Origin of the sequence: Pseudomonas frederiksbergensis, assembly GCF_017114915.1 — a bacterium.
Taxonomy (GTDB): Bacteria; Pseudomonadota; Gammaproteobacteria; order Pseudomonadales; family Pseudomonadaceae; genus Aquipseudomonas; species Aquipseudomonas frederiksbergensis_I.
In genome coordinates, this window is record NZ_JAAUOE010000026.1 from 66,315 (window position 1) to 85,506 (window position 19,192).

Sequence of the window (19,192 nt, forward strand, 5' to 3'; positions counted from 1 at the left end):
GAGGCTGGCCAAGGCGCTGACCCTCCCATCGGCCTGACGAGCGGCCGGATGCATCCGCCAAACCCCAGGAAAATCAAGGGCCACCGCGGATTTTTCGGCACCACCTGGCCGGTCGCCGAACGCCGCCCGCAAAACCGGGTAGAATGCCGCCCACGCAATGAGGGTATTGGAAATGGCTTTAGTCGGGCGTTACAACAGTTTGCAAGTGGTTAAACACACTAACTTCGGTTTATATCTGGACGGTGGCGCGGATGGCGAAATCCTTCTGCCTAATCGTTATATCCCCAAGGATATTCCCAGCGAAGATGAAGACTGGCTCAACGTTTTTATTTATCTGGACAGCGATGACAAACTTATCGCCACGACCGAAAAGCCGAAAGTTCAAGTCGGTGAATTCGCCAGTTTGAAAGTTGTTGAAGTCAATAGTATCGGTGTGTTCCTGGATTGGGGGTTGCCGAAGGATCTGCTGCTGCCGTTTTCCGAAGAAAAGCGCCAGATGAAGGCCGGCGAGTATGTCGTGGTGCATGTCTACCTCGACAAACACACGCGACGCATCACCGCGACGGCGCGTCTGGATCGCTACCTGGACAAGACCCCGGCCAATTACACCCCGGGCCAGGAAGTCGATTTGCTGGTGGCCGAAGCGACCGATATGGGTTTCAAGGCGATCATCAACAACAAGCACTGGGGCCTGATCCACAAGAACGAAATCTTCAAGTTCATGCGTGCCGGTAAACAAGAGAAGGGCTTTATCAAAGAAGTCCGCGCCGACGGCAAGATCAGCCTGAGCCTGCAACCGGTGGGCGAAGCCGCCGCCACCAGTCTGAACTCGAAGATTCTCGCCAAGTTGCGCGACAACAACGGCACCCTGCCAGTCAGTGACAAGAGCGACCCGACGTTGATCAGCAGTATGTTCGGCGTCAGCAAGGGTAACTTCAAAAAGGCCATCGGTGCGTTGTACAAGAACGGCCAGATCGTCATTCACGCCGATCGTATCGAACTCAGCTGATGAATTGTGTTGTCGAGGTGTTCCGGTGAGCGCCACCCGGCGTAGCGCCGATGGATTTGCCCTGCAAGTGATGGTCGGGTTGTGCCTGATCTGGGGCGTGCAACAGGTCATGATCAAATGGGCGGCACCGGACATCGCACCAGTCATGCAGGCGGCGGGGCGGTCGGGTATTTCCGCGTTGCTCGTAGGACTGCTGATCTGCTGGAAGGGCGGCTGGGATCAGGTCGGTGCTACCTGGCGCGGCGGTTTGCTGGCTGGCGCGCTGTTTGGCCTGGAGTTCTTGTTCATTGCCGAAGGCTTGCAACTGACCACAGCGGCGCACATGTCGGTGTTTCTCTACACTGCGCCGATTTTCACCGCATTGGGCGTGCATTGGCTGTTGCCGAGTGAGCGCTTAAGACCGGTGCAGTGGCTGGGGATTATTCTCGCCTTCGTCGGCATTGCCATTGCGTTTGCCGGTGGCGTGTCCTGGGACAATCTCGACCGCCGCATGTTGATGGGCGATGCCTTGGGTGTGTTGGCTGGCGCATCCTGGGGTGCGACTACCGTGGTGGTGCGCGCCTCGCGTCTGTCGGAAGCGCCGGTGACCCTGACCCTGTTTTATCAACTGATCGTCGGCTTCGTCGGCCTGCTGCTGATCGCGATGCTCAGTGGTCAGGTCACCCATGTCAGCCTGACAACCGTGGCGGTGGCCAGCGTGCTGTTCCAGGGATTGGTGGTGTCGTTCTTCAGTTACCTGACCTGGTTCTGGCTGCTGCGCCGTTATCTGGCGGCGAACCTGGCGGTGTTTTCGTTCATGACGCCCCTGTTCGGCGTCACGTTCGGCGTGGTGCTGCTGGGTGAAGAACTGAGCCTGAACTTCGTGATCGGTGCGGTGCTGGTTTTACTCGGGATCACTTTTGTGAGTGCAGAGCAGTGGGTCCGCCGTCGTTTGCGCAAAGTACTTGGGCAACCCTGACTGGGCGGTGCGGGATCTGGATCAATTTAGTAACAGATCATTGCGATCTTGGGCGAGCATTGCGTAGGACTTCGGACTATTATCAGTGCGAAGGGGCTACAGAACTTCGGCCGCTCGGCACTACCCTGAAGGGGGGCATCATGAAAGAGAAAATCCAAAACTGGCTGCATGACCTGGGTGTCGCACTCGGTTTGATTGAACCGCCTCTGCAACCCGTGCCTATTCGCACTGACGACGAACAACGTCGGAGCCAACAGCGCCGCCGCTAAGCCCGGCAAATCACCTGTGGCGAGGGAGCTTGCTCCCGCTGGGGCGCGCAACGGTCCCATTCATCGCCACTCAGGTGGGTCAGGTTGAGCGCGGCCGCAGCGTCGGAGACGCGGCGGCCACTCCCTCGCCACAGAGGTTCATTCGGACCATCAGGTGTATCTGGCAATCCGTTTCATTACCGCCCGATCTCAATCAAAAACCGGCTCAAATCATTCGCCGTCCTGGCCGTCTTGAGCATCCGGTCTTCTTCGGCGGTGAATGCCGTCAATCCCAGCTGATCCTCCAGACGGAAGATCAGCTCTTGGATATCTTCTTTATCCAGCCCCAACTGCACCAGGCTGGTGTTGTCGTCGAAGTCATCCTGATTTTCCAGCAGGTGGCTGATAAGGCGATGCACGGCAGCACGAACGGCGGCTCTTTTCATGGTCCTTCTTCGAGGGCGTTATGAGATCCCTGGTGTTGAGTACAGCAGGCTTCAGGCGTGTCGGCGCTGCCATTCGTCAATCATCGTGCGTAAATATTCCCCGGAAAAACTCCCGAAATGCCCGCCGTGCACCGTGCGGATCGGCATTGTGCGCAAGCGTTGCAGGCTGCGGGCGTAGTCGTCGAGGTTGGAGTGGTAGACGTTTTCAATCAGCGGCCCGTCGTAAATGATGTCGCCGCTGAACAGGGTTCCGGTCGCCGCCTCGAACAGGCTGATTCCGCCTGGGGAATGACCCGGCGTGTGCAGTACTTGCAGGACCCGATTACCGAGATCGAGTACGTCGCCTTCTTCGATAAAGCCCGTGGCCGGTGCGGCCCTGACCCGGTATTCGGCGTAGCACAAGGGGCGATCGGGATGCGCCTCGAACATGTCGTCACCGACAAATGCCTTGCTCAAGGTATTGTCGCCGTCGGGTTCTGCGAGGATCTGTGCTTCGGCCCGGTGCACCAGCCGTTCGGGGAACTCGTGATGACCGGCGATATGATCGAAATGACAATGGCTGGCCACCGCCACCAGCGGCCGTTCGGTGAGCCAAGGCAATTGCTCGCGCAGGCTGACCAGCCCGGACCCGCTGTCCAGCAGCAAGTCCTTGTCGCGGCCCTGAATGTGCCAGAGGTTGCAGCGGTAGAAGGGCCGAATGTAAGGCTCGTGAATCAGGCGGATGCCATCGCTGAGCTGTTTGACCTCGAACCACTGATCGCGAGAAACAATCTTCATCAAAGGTTTTCTCCGGACGAAAAAAACGGGTGTGGCAACCGACGCCACACCCGTCGAAGAAAGCATCAAGTCGTCATGTTCAAGCTTAGGCGGCGCTCGCCACCGGTGCCGGGCGACGGGACAGCAGGCTGACCGCCACGAAACTCACCAGGCCCACGCCGAGGCTGTAGTAGATCGGGGTGTTGGCGTCCATGCCGTCCTTGACCATGAACACCAGTGCGGTGGCAAAGCCCAGGCCCATGCTGGCGATGGCGCCGGCGGTGGTGGCGCGTTTCCAGAAGATCGCGCCGATCAGCGGGATCAGCATGCCGCCCACCAACAGGTTGTAGGCCAGGGTCAGGGCGCTGATCACGTCGTTGACCACCAGTGCGATGCCCAGCACGACAAGGCCGGTCAGCAGGGTGAACAGGCGGTTGATCCCCAGGCTCGATGGTTTACCGCCACGCAGCTTCGGCAGCAGGTCTTCGGTCAGGGTGGTGGATGCGGCGAGCAGACCGGCGCTGGCGGTGGACATCATGGCAGCCAGGGCCGCAGCGATCACCAGGCCACGAATGCCATCGGGCAGGGACAGTTTGACGATGGCGGCGAAGGCGTTGTTGACGTTGTCCAGGTCCGGGATCAGCACGTGTGCCGCCATGCCAATCAGGGCGCAGGCCAGGCCGTAAAGGATGCAGTAGATGCCCGCGAAGGTACCGGCGTACTGCGCGACTTTGGCGGTCTTGACCGTGAACACCCGTTGCCAGATGTCCTGACCGATCAGGATGCCGAAGAAGTAGATCATGAAGTAGGTGATGATGGTGTCCCAGCCGATGGTGGTGAAGCTGAAGGCGGCGGCCGGCAGTTTCATCACCAACTCATCCCAGCCGCCGACGCGGTACAGGCAGATCGGCAACAGGATGAACATCAGGCCCACGGTCTTGATCACGAACTGGACGATGTCGGTCAGGGTCAGCGACCACATGCCGCCGATCGCCGAGTAGGCCACCACCACGCCACCGCCGAGCAGTACTGAGATCCAGAATGGCAGACCGAACAGCACCTGCAGCACGGTGCCGATGGCGAGGATCGAGGTCACGCCGATCATCAGCGCATAGGCCAGCATGATCGCCGCGCTCGCCGAGCGGGCCATCGGGTTGTAGCGTTTTTCCAGCACCTGAGTGACGGTGTAGATTTTCAGCTTCAGCAGCGGTTTGGCGAGGAACAGGTTCAGCGCGACGATCCCGCAACCCAGTGCGGCGCATAGCCAGAAACCGGAAATGCCATGGACGTAGCCCAAGCGCACGGTGCCAACGGTGGACGCGCCCCCCAGCACGGTCGCGGCCATGGTGCCCATGTACAGGGTCGGGCCGAGGTTACGACCGGCGACCAGGTAGTCTTCGTTGGTCTTGGCCTTGCGCATGCCGAAGTAGCCGAGCACCAGCATCGCGGCGGCGTATATGAGAACGACGAATAAATCCAAAGCCATGATGGCGTGTCTCCGATTGTTTTTTTTATGGTGAGGCTGAAAGCAGTGATGTGATGGAACACTTAATTATGGCGAGGGGGCTTGTCGGAACGCCGGTTTACCGAGCGAATCCGTGAGGCCAAACACGAGATGCACGACACCGGCTCGGCGGCGGCACGTTCGCTCAGCGATGGGCCACGCCTGGCAGTGCGCAGAGCATTTCGTACAACAGGTTGGCGCCCAGCAGCGAGGTGTTGCCGGTGGTGTCGTACGCTGGCGAGACTTCTACCAAATCGCAGCCGACCAAGTCGAGGCCTTGGCAGCCACGTACGATCTCGATCGCCTGAATGGTCGTCAGACCGCCGATTTCCGGGGTGCCGGTGCCTGGTGCCCAGGCCGGATCGATACCGTCGATATCGAAACTCAGATACACCGGACCGTCGCCGACTTTCTCGCGCACTTCGGCCATCAGCGGCGCCAGGGATTTGTGCCAGCATTCTTCAGCCTGAACCACACGGAAGCCTTGATTGCGGCTCCAGTTGAAGTCATCAGCGGTGTAACCCTGAGCCCGCAGGCCAATTTGCACTACACGGTCGCAATCCAGAAGACCTTCTTCTACCGCGCGACGGAAGGTGGTGCCGTGGGCGATTTTCTCGCCGAACATGTGATCGTTCACATCGGCGTGAGCGTCGATGTGCACCAGGCCGACCTTGCCGTGCTTTTTGTGGATGGCACGCAGGATCGGCAGGGTGATGGTGTGATCGCCGCCCAGGGTCAGGGGAATCACATCGTGTTCGAGGATAGTGTCGTAGGCCTCTTCGATGATCCGCACGGCGTCCAGCAGGTTGAAGGTGTTGATCGCCACGTCACCGATGTCGGCCACCGACAGCGAGTCGAACGGCGCAGCGCCGGTGGCCATGTTGTACGGACGGATCATCACCGATTCAGCACGGATTTCACGCGGCCCGAAACGGGTGCCGGGGCGTAGGGACGTGCCGATGTCCAGCGGGATACCGATAAAGGCAGCGTCCAGGCCGGCAGCGGATGGCAAATGGGGAAGTCGCAGCATGGTGGCGATGCCGCCGAAGCGCGGCATTTCGTTGCCGCCCAGTGGTTGGTGAAGAATCTTGTCCACGGGTAAGGCCTCATCGTCGTTGTTTTATTTATGTCGGTTGCACGGTCTCGGGGAGAGACAGGCACCGCTGTGGCCGATTCTGCGAAATGCAGTGGCGGGGAAGAATCGCTACGGGCAAATACTTAGTTCAGATTTTTCTAAACTAATGGCGATGGCGGCGATAGACTCTTTCCCGTGATCATTCCCACGCTCTGCGTGGGAATGCATCCACGGACGCTCCGCGTCCAGCTGTTCCGAGTATGTGACGCAGAGCGTCACGGGCGGCATTCCCACGCAGAGCGTGGGAACGATCTATGGAGTAACCATGGCCAACGCTTTACCCGACCTGAAACTATTGCGCATTTTCGTCAGCGTGGTCCGTCATCAGGGGTTCGCCAACGCCCAGCACGAGCTCAACCTCTCGACTTCGGCCATCAGCACCTACATGAGCCAGCTCGAAGCGGCGCTGGGCCTGGTGCTGTGCCATCGCGGGCGCGGTGGTTTCAGCCTGACCAGCAAGGGTGAGCTGTTCCATCAGGAAACCCTGCGTCTATTGGCCGAGCTCGAAGGTTTCGAACAGTACGCCGCGGCCCTCAAAGGCGAGCTGCGCGGTACGTTGAACCTGGGGGTGATCGACTCCACCGTCAGCGATAAGGCCTTGCCGTTCGCCGAAGCCATCGGTGCCTACAGTCAGGAACACCCGGCGGTGCACTTGCATCTATCGGTCATGAGCCCTTACGAACTGCAACTCGGCGTGCAGGACAACCGCCTCGACCTGGCCATCGGTGCCTTTTCCACACGCATGAGCGGTCTGGTCTACATGCCGCTCTACCGCGAGCAACACTGGCTGTATTGCAGCAGTCGTCACCCGCTGTTCACCGAGCGGCGCATTCCCGAGCAAGTCATCACCCAGCAGCGCATGGTCGGCCGAGGCTATTGGAGCCAGGCCGAACTGGCCCGCCACGGTTTCAAACACAGTGCGGCGACGGTGGAAAGTATGGAGGCCCAGCTGATTCTGGTGCTGTCCGGCGCCTACATCGGTTACCTGCCGGAGCACTACGCCCAGGCTTGGGTGGACAAGGGTGATTTGCGCGTGCTGCTGCCGGCGACCTTCGGTTATCAGGCACCGTTTTCGATGATCGTGCGCCGTGGCCGCAGCCGTGAACCGCTGATCCAGACTTTCCGCGACTTGCTCAAAGCACAGCTCAATCAGGCTTAAGAAAATGTCCAGAATCCAGTGCCCGCGTTGTCTGCGTCCGCAAACTCACTGTTTGTGTCCGTTGATCCCTTGCCTCGACAGCCGCACTCGGGTGTTGCTGCTTCAGCATCCGAGCGAAGTGAACCATGCGCTGAATACCGCACGGTTGGCGGCGCTGGGATTGAACAATGCCAAGTTGATTGTGGGCGAGGTGTTCGAGGATTTGCCGGCGCTGTTGAATCAGCCGGGCTATCAAGCGCGGCTGCTGTTTCCTGGCGAGGATGCACAGCCGATGCAGGCCTACACCGCCAATGATGAGCCGCTGCTGCTGGTGGTTCCGGACGGCACCTGGCGTAAGGCGCGCAAAATGCTGCACCTCAATCCGTTGTTGGCGGCGTTGCCCAGGGTGACCTTGGCCGAAGGCGGGGTGTCGCGTTATCGCCTGCGCAAGGCGCCGGGGCCGGGGGCGCTGTCGACAGTGGAGGCGATTGTGCAGGCGTTGCAGACCCTCGAAGCGCCGAGCAGTTTCGAGCCGCTGTTAAAGCCGTTCGAGGCGTTGATCGAGGGGCAGATTGCGGCGATGGGGGAGGAGGTTTTTCAGCGTAATCATGGGCCGAGATAGTGATCGTTCCCACGCTCTGCGTGGGAAATGCATCCAGTGACGCTCTGCGTCACATCCTGGAAGGGACGCGGAGCGTCCCGGGCGGCATTCCTTTGCTGCGCGTGGGAACGATCACAAACTACCGCTCGCGCATCGCCTCGGTCCGCGCTTTCAGCACCGGTTTGAGCAGGTAATCCAGCACGCTTTTCTCCCCGGTAATAATGTCCACCGTCGCCACCATCCCCGGAATGATCAGCAGCGGNACTACCGCTCGCGCATCGCCTCGGTCCGCGCTTTCAGCACCGGTTTGAGCAGGTAATCCAGCACGCTTTTCTCCCCGGTAATAATGTCCACCGTCGCCACCATCCCCGGAATGATCAGCAGCGGTTTCAGATCCCCGCCCAAGTGATTTTTATCGGTCCTGACCTGAATCAGATAAAAGCTGTTGCCCTTGTCATCGGTGATGGTGTCCGCCCCGATCAACTCCAGCTTGGCACTCAACCCGCCATAAATCGTGTAGTCATATGCGCTGAACTTGACCATGGCTTTCTGGCCCGGGTGCAGGAACGCCACGTCTTGAGGCCGGACCTTGGCTTCGATCAGCAGGTTGTCTTCCAGCGGCACGATTTCCACCATGTCGCTGCCCGGCTGAACCACGCCGCCGATGGTATTGACCTTCAGCACCTTGATCACGCCGTGAACCGGCGACACCACGGTGGTGCGCGTCACGCGGTCGTCGATGGCAATGCTCGTGGCGGTGATTTTCGACAGCTCGGTGCGTTTCTCATTCAACTCTTTGGCCGCATCCGAGCGGAAGGATTGTTCGGACTCGTCGATCTTGCTTTTGATCTCATTGATCGCCGCTTCCGCCCGGGGAATCGCCAGGGTCGTGGCGTTCAGCGAGCCGCGGATTTCCACCGCGCTGCGTTTGAGTCGCAGGATTTCCACCGGCGAAACCGCCCCGGTGCCCACCAGCGGCGCCGACATGTTCATCTCTTGTTGCAGCAGCGCCAGGCTGGAACTGAATTGCCCCTGTTTGGAGCGGAATTCCGCCAGCTCCTGGGTTTTTTGCCGCAGTTGTTCGGTCAAGGTGCGCTGTTCGCTGGCCAGTCGACGCTGGCGTTGTTCGTACAGCGAGCGTTCGTCTTCGGCCACTTGCGGGGCTTTGGCGATCACTTCCGGGGACAGCGTGAAGGGCCGGCCTTCGGCCTCGGCGGACAACCGTTCGACCTGCGCGGTCAACGCATAGCGATCCGCTTCGCTTTCCCCCTTGTTCGACAGGAAGCGCGTGTCATCCAGACGCAACAAGGTGTCGCCCTTGTTCACCATTTGCCCTTCGCGCACGAAAATTTCCGTGACGATGCCGCCTTCCAGGTTCTGGATCACCTGAATCTTGCTCGACGGAATCGCCTTGCCTTCGCCCGTGGTCACTTCCTGCAACACGGCGAACTTTGCCCACACCAGCGCAGTGATCAGCAGCGCCGCCGCCAGCCACACGGTGATCCGCGACCAGCGCGGCGAATCCTGCAACGAGGCGCCGGCGGTTTCCGGCATGAATTCGACTTCGGCGCTTTTGCCGAAACTGTTGAAGTAGCCACGGGAACCTTGATCCGCAGACATGGGCAACTCCTAAACCGCCGCAGAGCCAACGCGGCCCTTGCGCAATGCATCGATCACCGCTTCTTTCGGGCCGTCGGCGACGATCCGCCCGTTGTCCAGCACCAGCAACCGGTCCACCAGGCTGAGCATCGAAGTGCGGTGGGTGACCAGCAGCACGGTTTTGCCCTGGACCCAGCCGTGGAGTTTTTGCCGCAGGACGTCTTCGCTGCTGTTGTCCATGGCGCTGGTGGGCTCGTCGAGCAGCATGATCGGCGGGTCGAGCAACAAGGCCCGCGCCAGCAATACCGCTTGCCGTTGCCCGCCCGACAGCAACTGACCACGCTCGCCTACTGGCCGATCAAAACCTTGTGGATGCTGCCGCGCGAGTTCGGTCACGCCGGTCAGCTCAGCGACTTCAAGCATTCGGGCATCGCTGATGTAATGGGCGCCGAGGGTCAGGTTGTCGCGCAGGCTGCCGGCCAGCAGCGGCAGGTCGTGGGCGACGTAGCCGATCTGTTGGCGCAGGTCGGCGACGTCCAGTTGCCGCAGGTCCAGGCCATCGAGCAGCAACTGGCCTTCTTCCGGCGCATAGAACCCCATCACCAACCGCGCCAGCGTGCTTTTGCCCGAACCGCTGCGGCCGATGATGCCGATCCGCTCGCCGGGTTTCAGGCTGAAGCTGACGTTGGCCAGGGCCGGCGCGTTCTGGCCGTTGTAGTGGAACGTCACACCGCTGACGTCGAGGGCGCCTTGCAATTGCGTGCGCTCCAACGGCCGCTGTTTGGCGTCACGTTCTTGCGGCAACGACATCAGCGCATCGGTGCTTTTCATGGTCAGTTGTGCTTGCTGATAACGGGTGATCAGCCCGGCGATTTGCCCCAGCGGCGCGAGCACGCGGCTGCCGAGCATGTAGGTCGCCACCAGCGCACCAACGCTGAGGTTGCCAGCGATGATGCTGTAGACCCCGGCGACGATGGTCGCCATGCCGGAGAATTGTTGAATGAACAGCGTGCCGTTGGTGGCCAGCGCCGAGAGGTTGCGCGCATGGCTGTCGAGACGGGTGAGGGCGCCGTGGGTGCTTTCCCATTTGTGCTGGCGTTCGCTCTCGGCGCTGCAGGCCTTGAGGGTTTCCAGGCCGCCGAGGGTTTCGATCAGCAAGGCTTGACGTTCGGCGCCCAGGCTCAAGCTTTTCTGCACGGTGTCGCGCAGCCGTGCCTGAATCACCATGGCGAAGAGGATCGTGATGGGGAACGCCAACAGCGGAATCACCACCAGCCAGCCGCCGAGCAGGCCGATCACCACCAGCATCAGTACGGCGAAGGGCAGGTCGATCAGGCTGGTCAGCGTGACGGCGGTGAGAAATTCCCGCAGGCCCTGAAAGTCATGAATGCTCTGGGCGAAACCACCGATGGTCGCCGGCCGCGCTTTCATCGCCATGCCAGTGATGCGTTCGAACAGGGTCGCCGAAAGAATCACATCGGTTTTCTTCCCGGCGGTGTCCAGCAAGTGGGCGCGAACCACCCGCAGCACCAGTTCGAAACCGGTGCCGATCAGCAAGCCGATCGACAGCACCCACAAAGTCGAGGTGGCCTGGTTCGGCACCACCCGGTCGTAGGTCTGCATCACGAACAGCGGCACCATCAGGCCCAGCAGGTTGATCAGAAAACTCGCCAGAATCGCGTCGCTGTACAGCCACTTCGACAACTTCAACGTGTCGCGAAACCACGCCTCGACCCGTGGTACCAACGGTGCGCGCAAATCTTCGAGTTCATGCCGCGGCCGGGCGAACAACGCCTGGCCGCTGTAGTGGGCGGCCAGCTCGTCCGTGCTGACCCACTGTTCTCCGCCGTCGGCTTCGCTCGGCAGAATCAACGCCTGGCCGTCATCGCCGAAGCGGCGCAAGACTGCGCAACGGCCATGGTTGAGGATCAGCATCACCGGCAGGTTGAGCGCAGAAATGTCCGTCAGCTCACGGCGCAGCACCCGCGCCTGCAAACTGGCCCGGGCCGCTGCGCGGGGCAGCAGGTCCAGGCTCAAACGATGGTGTGCCATTGGCAGCCCGGCACTCAGGCTGGCGCGACTGACCGTCGCGCCGTGGAGTTTGCAGAGGATTAACAGACCGTCCAGAAGCGGATCATCGAAGCTCAGGCGCGGATCGACAGCCGTGTTGCCGGTTTCCATGCTGGTCACAGTGAGCGCTCCTGTTGAGCTACTTCATTTGAGCTATTTCAATTCAGGCAAGCGAGCTTCGTTTTTCACTTCGGTGGCGGCGATCGCATCGGCGGGCAGCACCACCCGTTGTTTGCTCAGCAACTGACCCATGTTCGCCAGCACGCGGTACATCGAGAACTCCTCGGTGTAGCGCACTTCGGTGTAGCGGCGGTTGGCGTTGTAGAGCTCGTTTTCACTGTCGAGCAAGTCGAGCAGGGTCCGTTGGCCAAGACCGAACTGATCCTGATACGCAGCGCGCACACGGGTGGTGGTCTCGGCGTATTCACGGGCGGTCGGGGTTTGTTTCTTGGCGTTGACCATGGCGTTCCAGGCCAGGTGAATGTTCTCGTTGAGCTGACGCAGGGCGTTGTTGCGGATGTCCAGTGCCTGGTTGATCTGGTGTGCGTTGGAGGCCAGCCGGGCCTTGTCGCTGCCGCCACGGAACAGGTTGTAATTCATCACCACGCCCACCCGCCATTCGTTGTCGTGGCCTTCGTCGCCCTGAATATTATTGTTCGCGCCCACCGCCGCTTCGGCGTCGAAGCGTGGGTAGAACGGCGACTTGGCGACCTCATACTGGCTTTCGGCTGATTGGATGTCGGCCTGGGCGGATTTCAGGTACGGGTTGTTTTCCACCATGATCTGCTGGGCTTCGGGCAGGGTGGCGGGCAATTCGCCGCGGGTCGATGGCGGCGCTTCGAGTTCATCGGGCATGCGCCCCACGACGCTGTAGAAATTTGCCTCGGCATCGGCCAGATCGACTTCGGCGGTGTCGAGGTTGTTTTGCGCCAGTGCCCGGCGAGCGGTGGACTGGTCAGAGTCGGCGTTGCTGCCGACCCCACGCTGGGTACGCAGGCTGATCTGATCATTGACCCGCATGTGCGCTTGCAGGTTGTTCTTGGCCAGGGTCACCAGTTCGCGGCGCTTGAGCACTTCCAGGTACACCTCGACGGTGCGCAGGGCCAGGTCCTGGGCGGTGCCTTGAGCGTAATAGGCCCGCGAGTTGACCACGCCTTTGGTGCGCGCGACCTCGTTGGCGGTGTTGAAACCGTCGAACAGCATCTGCCGCAGACGCAGTTCCGACTGGGTGTAGTTCAGGATTTCAGTATGGTGATTGCCCTGCGCCCGCGTGGTGGTGTTGTCGCTGTAGCCGCGCCCATAGGCGGCGTTCAAATCCACCGATGGATAAAAGCCCCCTTTGGCGACTTTAACCTGCTCGTCGGCCGAGAGCCGGGCATCGACCCGCGACGCCAGTTCCGGGTGGGTCGCGATGGTGCTCTGGATCGCCTCGGTCAATGACATCGCCTGAGCCTGAGAAGTGCAGGCCATGGCCAGCAGAACCGCACTGCAAAGGGGGGTTAAAACGCGCATGGGTGCATCTCCCTGATTCCTGATGGCGCTTGGCAGTCGCCAAATATTTGACGATGTTATTAGGTGAAACCGTTTCATGCCTGTAACAACAGAGCTAAGAACATCCTGAAGCGTAGCTAAGAAAAATTTTTCATAAGGTGTATGCCAAAAAAAACTTATGTACTCCGTAAAATCCGGCACATTGTTCAACTCGAAAGCCTTTGTTTTATGCGCCTTTTGGAGCACGGACAGGCTTGAAGAAAATTCCACTCACTTTGCGACATACAGCGGAGTCATGCTGAAGGGGAGGGACGCGTAACGGGTTTTGAGCGACATTTTTTTGTCACTCAGGTGATTCACCAACGTTACGTAGCGCTCGCAGGCCTGCTGCACTGCAAGGCTTGCGAACGAACTGCCGAGGTGCGAGCGTCACCCGGCAACCCGGTTGAGCCATGGGCGAGCTTCGCAGACCAGCGCCGGCGGTGATCGGCAGCGGAGGAATGCACATGGCAACGCTCATCGGTATCGTCAGTAAGGTCATCGGTCAGGTATACGCCGTGGCGGGTGATGGCACCCGACGTACTCTGGTCGAGGGCGATCGGCTGTTTGCCGGCGAGCAACTGGTCACCGGGGCCGAAGGCGCGGTGGCGGTGCAGCTGCAAAACGGCCAGGAGCTGACCCTGGGGCGTGACAGCAGCCTGCAAATGACCGCCCAGTTACTGGCGCATCAGGTGCCGCACGTGGAGACCGCCGATGCAGTGACGCCCAGCCAGGCGCAACTGACCGATGTCGAGCAACTGCAAAAAGCCATTGCCGCCGGCTCCGACCCGACCCAGACCGCTGAAGCCACCGCCGCCGGACCGGGTGCAACGGGCGCGCCTGGCGCGCTGGGGGGCGGCCACAGTTTTGTCATGCTGGAGGAAGTGGGCGGGCGGGTCGATCCCACCATTGGTTTCCCCACCGCGGGCTTCAATGGTATTCCCGAAATCCCCCTGGAGCGCCGGGACGCTGCGCCGGACAACGGCGATAAAGGCATCGTTGCGCCGTTTGCCGTGGACGCGCCGAATAACCCGGTTACCCTCACCGGCCTATCGGTGGCGGGCGGCGAACTGACCCTCAATGAAGCCAACCTGGCGGACGGTTCGGCCAGTAACCCGGGGGCGCTGACTCAGAACAGCACCTTCACGGTGTCTGCACCCGACGGGCTGACCAGCCTGAGCATTGGCGGGATCAACGTGATCAGTGGCGGGGTGCCCATCGGTTTTCCACAGTCGATCACCACTCAACTGGGCAACACCCTGACGATCACCGGCTACAACCCGGCCACTGGGGTGGTCAGTTACAGCTACACCCTGGTCGGCAACGAAACGCACTCGGCCGGCGACGGCACCAACAGCTTCAGCGAACAGTTCACCGTGGTCGCGAGTGACAGCAATGGCGATACCGCGACCGGTTCGCTGGACGTCAATATCACCGACGATGTGCCCAAGGCTATCGACGATTCCAATGCCCATACCGCCTCGCAAACCTTGCTGACGTTGAACGGCACTGTGCTGGCCAACGACATCCAGGGCGCCGATCGCATTGCCACCGGCCCCGACAGCGGGCCGATTATCGGCGGAACGTTCAACGGGACTTATGGCACCCTGGTGCTCAACCCCAATGGCACGTACACCTACACCCTGAACACCAGCGACGCCGACTTCAAAGCCTTGCACGGCGGCGGCAACGCCACGGAAACCTTCACCTACACCCTGACGGATGCCGACGGCGATACCAGCACCGCGAACCTGGTGCTGGAGATTCACAACAACAACGATCCGGTGGTCATCGATGGCCTTGACGCCAATGGCGGCGAACTCACCGTCTACGAGAAAAACCTCAGCGACGGCAGCAGCCCCAACACACCGGCCCTGACCCAGAGCGGCACCTTCACCGTCACCGCCCTCGATGGATTGCAAACCCTGACCGTGGGCGGCATTGCGCTGATCACCAGCGGTGTGGTCGCAGGCTTCCCGCAGTCGATCGTCACCCCGCTCGGCAGCACGCTGACCGTCACCGGTTACGACAGTGCGACCGGCGTGGTCAGCTACCGCTACACCCTGGCGGATAACGAAACCCACCCGAACGCCGACGGCACCAACAGCCTCACCGAGCACCTCGACGTCGTCGCCACTGACGTCGACGGCAGCACGGCGTTGGGCCAGATCAACGTCAACATCGTCGATGACGTGCCCACCGCCAACCCCGATCACGCCTCAGTGGCCGAGGGCGCGACGGTCGCGGGTAACGTGCTGGGCAACGACATCGCCGGGGCCGACGGTCCGGCACTGGGTGGCGCGGTGGTCGGCGTGCGCGCCGGCAGCGACACCTCGACCTCGGCCATCGGCGGCTTGAACACGCAAATCAACGGCACTTACGGCTATCTCACGCTGGATGCCGATGGCAACGCCGTCTATTACAGCAACCCGAACTCGGTCAGCGCCCCGGGCGCCACAGATGTGTTCACCTACACCGTGCGCGATGCCGACGGCGATGAAAGCACTACGACGATCACCATTAACGTGGCCGACTGCACCCTCGTAGCGGCCACCGATACCGACGTGACGGTTGACGAAAAGGCGCTGGATTTGATCAAGGACGGCCAGGACCTGGCAGCGGGCACCGTCATCGGCAGCGAGCCTGGCGACCCCGGTGAAACCGCCAGCGGCACCTTGGTCGGCGCCGTCACCGGCGCCACGGGCGCGATCACTTATACCCTGGTCGGCAACGCCACCGGCACCTACGGGCAAATCCTGATCAACGCCGACGGTTCCTATACCTACACCCTGACTTCCCCACCAGCGACTACGCCCAATGCCAACGACGGGCCGAACACCCTGAGCGAAAGTTTCACCTATCAGGCCACCGACTCCCTGGGCAACAGCGTCACCAGCACCATCGTGATCAACATCGTCGATGACGTTCCAACGGCTCACTGCGATTCCGCCTCGGTGGTGGAGGGCGGTACGGTCAGCGGGAATGTGCTGCACAACGATGTACTCGGCGCCGACGGCCCTGCGCCGGGTGGCGCGGTGGTCGGCGTGCGCGCCGGCAGTGACACCTCGACCTCGGCCATCGGTGGCTTGAACACGCACATCAACGGCACCTACGGCTATCTCACACTGGAGGCCAACGGCAACGCCGTGTACCACAGCAACCCGAACTCGGTTGGTGAACCGGGCGCCACGGATGTGTTCACCTACACCGTGCGCGATGCCGATGGTGATGAAAGCACCGCCACCATCACCATCGACGTGCACAACAGTTGCCTCGAGGTGGTTCCCGATACCGACGTGACCGTCTATGAAAAGGCGCTGGATCTGACCAGGGACGGTCAGGACCTGGCAGCGGGCACGGTCACCGGCAGCGAACCTGGCAACACCGGTGAAACCGGCTCCGGAACGCTGGCCGGCGCCATCACTGGCGCCACGGGCGCGATCACGTACACCCTGATCGGCAGCGCCACCGGAACCTACGGGCAAATCCTGCTCAACCCGGATGGCAGCTATACCTACACCCTGACCTCGGCGCCGAAAACATCGCCCAACGCCAACGATGGCGCGAACACCCTGAGCGAAAACTTCACCTACGCCGCCACCGATTCGGTGGGCAACAGCACCACCGGCACCCTGGTGGTCAGCATCGTCGATGACGCGCCCAAAGCCGTCGCCTCGGACCGTTCGGTGCCCGCGATGCAGATCGACTCCAACCTGCTGCTGGTGATCGATGTGTCCGGCAGCATGGATGACGCCTCCGGTGTATCGGGCCTGTCGCGGCTGGAACTGGCCAAGCAGGCGATCAGCGCATTGCTCGACAAGTACGACGACCTTGGCGACGTGAAGGTGCAGATCGTTACCTTCAGCGGCAGTGCCACCGACCAGACCTCGGTGTGGGTCGATGTGGCAACGGCCAAGTCGATCATCGCGACGCTGACGGCGGACGGCGGGACCAACTACGACGCGGCCGTGGCGACGATGCAAACCGCGTTCGACACCTGGGGCAAACTCACCGGGGCGCAGAACGTCGGCTACTTCTTCTCCGATGGCAAACCCAACGAAGGCGACATCGGCCCCGCGGACGAGGTGGCGCTCAAAGCCTTCCTCGATGCCAATGACATCAAGAACTACGCCATCGGCCTGGGCAGCGGCGTCAATAATGCCAGCCTCGATCCGGTGGCCTATGACGGCAGCACGCACACCGACACCAATGCCGTGGTGGTGACCGACCTCAATCAACTCAACTCGGTACTCTCGGGCACTGTGCAAGGCGCGCCGGTCACCGGTTCGCTGCTGGGCGAGGGCGGTACGTTCGGCGCCGATGGCGGCTTCATCAAATCCCTCACGATCGACGGCACCACCTACACCTATGACCCCAAAGCCAACAGCAATCAGGGCTCGCTGAACTTCAGCGGCGGCGCCAACCACGGCACCTTCAACACCGCCGACAACACCCTGAGCGTCGCCACCACCAACAGCGGCACGCTGCTGGTGAACCTCGACACCGGCGAGTACACCTACACCTCGCAGACAACCACGGCCGTGCTGATCACCGAAAACATCGGCTTCACCGCCAGTGATAACGACGGCGACCTCATCAGCTCAACACTGACGGTCAACGTGATTCCAAATACGCCACCGGTGGCGGTGGATGACCACATCATCACCAACGTGCTGTCGGGCAGCATTGTGCTGCCGGCGGAATTGCTGCTGGCCAACGACACCGACATCAATGGCGACGCGCTCACGGCATCGCCGACCACCTTCAACACCGGCTGGACGGTCAAGGGCGCGGACTTCACCGGCACCAACCCGAACTTCAGCTTCACCGGCAACAACGTCCAGGCCGTGACCATCGCCCGCAGCGCATTCGTCGCCAACACCGCGGCCATGACGGCGATGCTGGTGGTCAGCGGGGCACTGGGGTCGGTCAATGCCAACAACACCAATGATGAGGACCGCATCACCGTCAACCTCAAACAGGGTGAAACCCTCAACCTGGACCACAACCTGGCGGCCGGTCGCATCACGATGGAGTACTCGGTCAACGGCGGTGCCTACATGGCGCTCGCCGACGGCCAGACCCTCACCGCCACGGCGGACGGCATGTACCAGATCCACATCACCAACATCGACAACGGTGGTCCGGGCAACAGCGGCAAGGGGGCGGAAAACTACCAGCTGACCATGACCATCAACTACGCCGGAGCCCAGGACAGCACCCCGGATTTCCACGGCACCTATACGGCCAATGACAACCACGGCGGCAGCGACAGCGCGGCGGTGAACATCACCTATCAGGACGGCCATACGCTGACCGGCACCTCGGGCGATGACGTACTGGTGGCCGGCAGCGGCAACAACATCCTCAATGCCGGCGACGGCAATGACCTGCTCACCGGCGGTTCAGGCAACAACGAGATGCACGGCGGCGCCGGCAATGATCTGCTGTTCAGCGGGCCGGGCAACGACCTGCTCGACGGCGGCACCGGCAACGACACCGCCAGCTACGCCCATGCCAGCGCCGGGGTGACGGTGAGCCTGGGCCTGCTCGGCGCGCAAAACACCGTCGGCGCGGGCACGGATACCCTGACCGCCATCGAAAATCTCACCGGCTCGACCTTCAACGACAGCCTCACGGGCGACAACAACAGCAACCTCATCAACGGCGGATTGGGCAACGATGTGCTCAGCGGCGGAGGCGGCGACGACATCCTGATCGGCGGCCTGGGCAACAACACCCTCACCGGCGGCAGCGGCGCCGACACCTTCCAGTGGCTCAAAGGCAACAGCGGCCACGACCTCATCACTGACTTCACCCCTGGCACCGATAAACTCGACCTGTCGCAACTGCTGCAAGGGGAAAACGGCACTGCCGCGTCGCTGGACGACTACCTGCACTTCACCGTCAGCGGCAGCGGCGCGTCGGTGATCACCAGCATCGACATCAGCAGCATGGCCGGCGCCACGCCGAGCCAGACCATCGATCTGGCCGGCGTGAACCTGGCCAGTCATTACGGCGTCACACCGGGTGCGGGTGGGGTGATTGCGGGGGGCGCGGATACGGCGACGATCATCAATGGCATGTTGAATGATCATTCGTTGAAGGTGGATACGGTGTGATCTGAAACGACAAAACCCGCCATCCCTGTGAGAAGGAATGGCGGGTTGATCGTTCCCACGCTCTGCGTGGGAATGC

13 protein-coding genes are annotated in these 19,192 nt (G+C 61.4%); 6 read left to right on the top strand and 7 right to left on the bottom strand.

Annotation, left to right across the window (positions count from 1 at the left end; genetic code table 11):
* The first annotated feature begins 172 nt into the window (after window positions 1-172).
* The 3 genes from HCU66_RS18605 (at window position 173) to HCU66_RS27325 (ending at window position 2,236) form a co-directional block, all read left to right on the top strand.
* The gene (locus HCU66_RS18605) at window positions 173-1,009 is read left to right on the top strand and encodes a CvfB family protein (RefSeq protein WP_205889852.1); all 837 of its coding nucleotides are present in this window, start codon (window positions 173-175) and stop codon (window positions 1,007-1,009) included.
* Between the two features lie 25 nt (window positions 1,010-1,034).
* A complete protein-coding gene (locus HCU66_RS18610; RefSeq protein ID WP_205889853.1) occupies window positions 1,035-1,967 on the top strand; it encodes an EamA family transporter in 933 nt (310 codons plus the stop codon).
* A gap of 140 nt (window positions 1,968-2,107) precedes the next feature.
* Entirely contained in the window at window positions 2,108-2,236 is a 129-nt protein-coding gene (locus HCU66_RS27325) for a PA1414 family protein (RefSeq protein WP_277397066.1), read from the top strand.
* Window positions 2,237-2,412: 176 nt separating this feature from the next.
* On the opposite strand, the gene HCU66_RS18615 is transcribed toward HCU66_RS27325, so the two are convergent.
* The 4 genes from HCU66_RS18615 to speB all read right to left on the bottom strand — a co-directional run bounded on the left by HCU66_RS18615 (window position 2,413) and on the right by speB (window position 6,017).
* Window positions 2,413-2,661 (bottom strand): acyl carrier protein, encoded by a 249-nt coding sequence (locus tag HCU66_RS18615; RefSeq protein WP_205889854.1) that lies wholly within the window; start codon window positions 2,659-2,661, stop codon window positions 2,413-2,415.
* Between the two features lie 51 nt (window positions 2,662-2,712).
* A complete protein-coding gene (locus HCU66_RS18620) occupies window positions 2,713-3,438 on the bottom strand; it encodes an MBL fold metallo-hydrolase (protein WP_205889855.1) in 726 nt (241 codons plus the stop codon).
* Between the two features lie 85 nt (window positions 3,439-3,523).
* A complete protein-coding gene (locus HCU66_RS18625; protein WP_205889856.1) occupies window positions 3,524-4,903 on the bottom strand; it encodes a sodium:solute symporter family protein in 1,380 nt (459 codons plus the stop codon).
* A 163-nt stretch (window positions 4,904-5,066) separates the two neighbouring features.
* On the bottom strand, window positions 5,067-6,017 hold the full coding sequence (gene speB, locus HCU66_RS18630) for an agmatinase (protein ID WP_205889857.1): 951 nt from the start codon (window positions 6,015-6,017) through the stop codon (window positions 5,067-5,069).
* A gap of 304 nt (window positions 6,018-6,321) precedes the next feature.
* On the opposite strand from speB, the gene HCU66_RS18635 reads away from it, so the two are divergent.
* Both HCU66_RS18635 and HCU66_RS18640 read left to right on the top strand, forming a co-directional pair.
* The gene (locus HCU66_RS18635; protein ID WP_105339913.1) at window positions 6,322-7,215 is read left to right on the top strand and encodes a LysR family transcriptional regulator; all 894 of its coding nucleotides are present in this window, start codon (window positions 6,322-6,324) and stop codon (window positions 7,213-7,215) included.
* Between the two features lie 4 nt (window positions 7,216-7,219).
* Complete coding sequence (locus HCU66_RS18640) at window positions 7,220-7,816, top strand: tRNA-uridine aminocarboxypropyltransferase (protein WP_205889858.1); 597 nt, start codon at window positions 7,220-7,222, stop codon at window positions 7,814-7,816.
* Window positions 7,817-8,059: 243 nt separating this feature from the next.
* On the opposite strand, the gene HCU66_RS18645 is transcribed toward HCU66_RS18640, so the two are convergent.
* Genes HCU66_RS18645 through HCU66_RS18655 form a run of 3 tightly spaced genes read right to left on the bottom strand, consistent with a single transcriptional unit; the run spans window position 8,060 to window position 12,976 of the window.
* Window positions 8,060-9,415, bottom strand: coding sequence for an HlyD family type I secretion periplasmic adaptor subunit (locus HCU66_RS18645; protein ID WP_205889859.1), 1,356 nt, complete (start codon window positions 9,413-9,415; stop codon window positions 8,060-8,062).
* A 9-nt stretch (window positions 9,416-9,424) separates the two neighbouring features.
* Window positions 9,425-11,584: a type I secretion system permease/ATPase gene (locus HCU66_RS18650; protein WP_205889860.1), complete on the bottom strand. Its 2,160-nt coding sequence runs from the start codon at window positions 11,582-11,584 to the stop codon at window positions 9,425-9,427.
* 33 nt (window positions 11,585-11,617) lie between these two features.
* Window positions 11,618-12,976 carry a TolC family outer membrane protein gene (locus HCU66_RS18655; protein ID WP_205889861.1) on the bottom strand — a complete coding sequence of 453 codons (1,359 nt, stop codon included), beginning with the start codon at window positions 12,974-12,976 and terminating at the stop codon, window positions 11,618-11,620.
* Between the two features lie 485 nt (window positions 12,977-13,461).
* On the opposite strand from HCU66_RS18655, the gene HCU66_RS18660 reads away from it, so the two are divergent.
* Window positions 13,462-19,116 carry a retention module-containing protein gene (locus HCU66_RS18660; protein WP_205889862.1) on the top strand — a complete coding sequence of 1,885 codons (5,655 nt, stop codon included), beginning with the start codon at window positions 13,462-13,464 and terminating at the stop codon, window positions 19,114-19,116.
* Window positions 19,117-19,192 lie beyond the last annotated feature (76 nt).

What these genes read in the sequence shown, in the direction of transcription:
- HCU66_RS18605 (WP_205889852.1), top strand. Translation starts at nt 173, where the DNA reads ATGGCTTTAGTCGGGCGTTACAACAGTTTGCAAGTGGTTAAACACACT.
- HCU66_RS27325 (WP_277397066.1), top strand. Translation starts at nt 2,108, where the DNA reads ATGAAAGAGAAAATCCAAAACTGGCTGCATGACCTGGGTGTCGCACTC.
- HCU66_RS18615 (WP_205889854.1), bottom strand. Translation starts at nt 2,661, where the DNA reads ATGAAAAGAGCCGCCGTTCGTGCTGCCGTGCATCGCCTTATCAGCCAC.
- HCU66_RS18620 (WP_205889855.1), bottom strand. Translation starts at nt 3,438, where the DNA reads ATGAAGATTGTTTCTCGCGATCAGTGGTTCGAGGTCAAACAGCTCAGC.
- HCU66_RS18625 (WP_205889856.1), bottom strand. Translation starts at nt 4,903, where the DNA reads ATGGCTTTGGATTTATTCGTCGTTCTCATATACGCCGCCGCGATGCTG.
- HCU66_RS18635 (WP_105339913.1), top strand. Translation starts at nt 6,322, where the DNA reads ATGGCCAACGCTTTACCCGACCTGAAACTATTGCGCATTTTCGTCAGC.
- HCU66_RS18640 (WP_205889858.1), top strand. Translation starts at nt 7,220, where the DNA reads ATGTCCAGAATCCAGTGCCCGCGTTGTCTGCGTCCGCAAACTCACTGT.
- HCU66_RS18645 (WP_205889859.1), bottom strand. Translation starts at nt 9,415, where the DNA reads ATGTCTGCGGATCAAGGTTCCCGTGGCTACTTCAACAGTTTCGGCAAA.
- HCU66_RS18655 (WP_205889861.1), bottom strand. Translation starts at nt 12,976, where the DNA reads ATGCGCGTTTTAACCCCCCTTTGCAGTGCGGTTCTGCTGGCCATGGCC.
- HCU66_RS18660 (WP_205889862.1), top strand. Translation starts at nt 13,462, where the DNA reads ATGGCAACGCTCATCGGTATCGTCAGTAAGGTCATCGGTCAGGTATAC.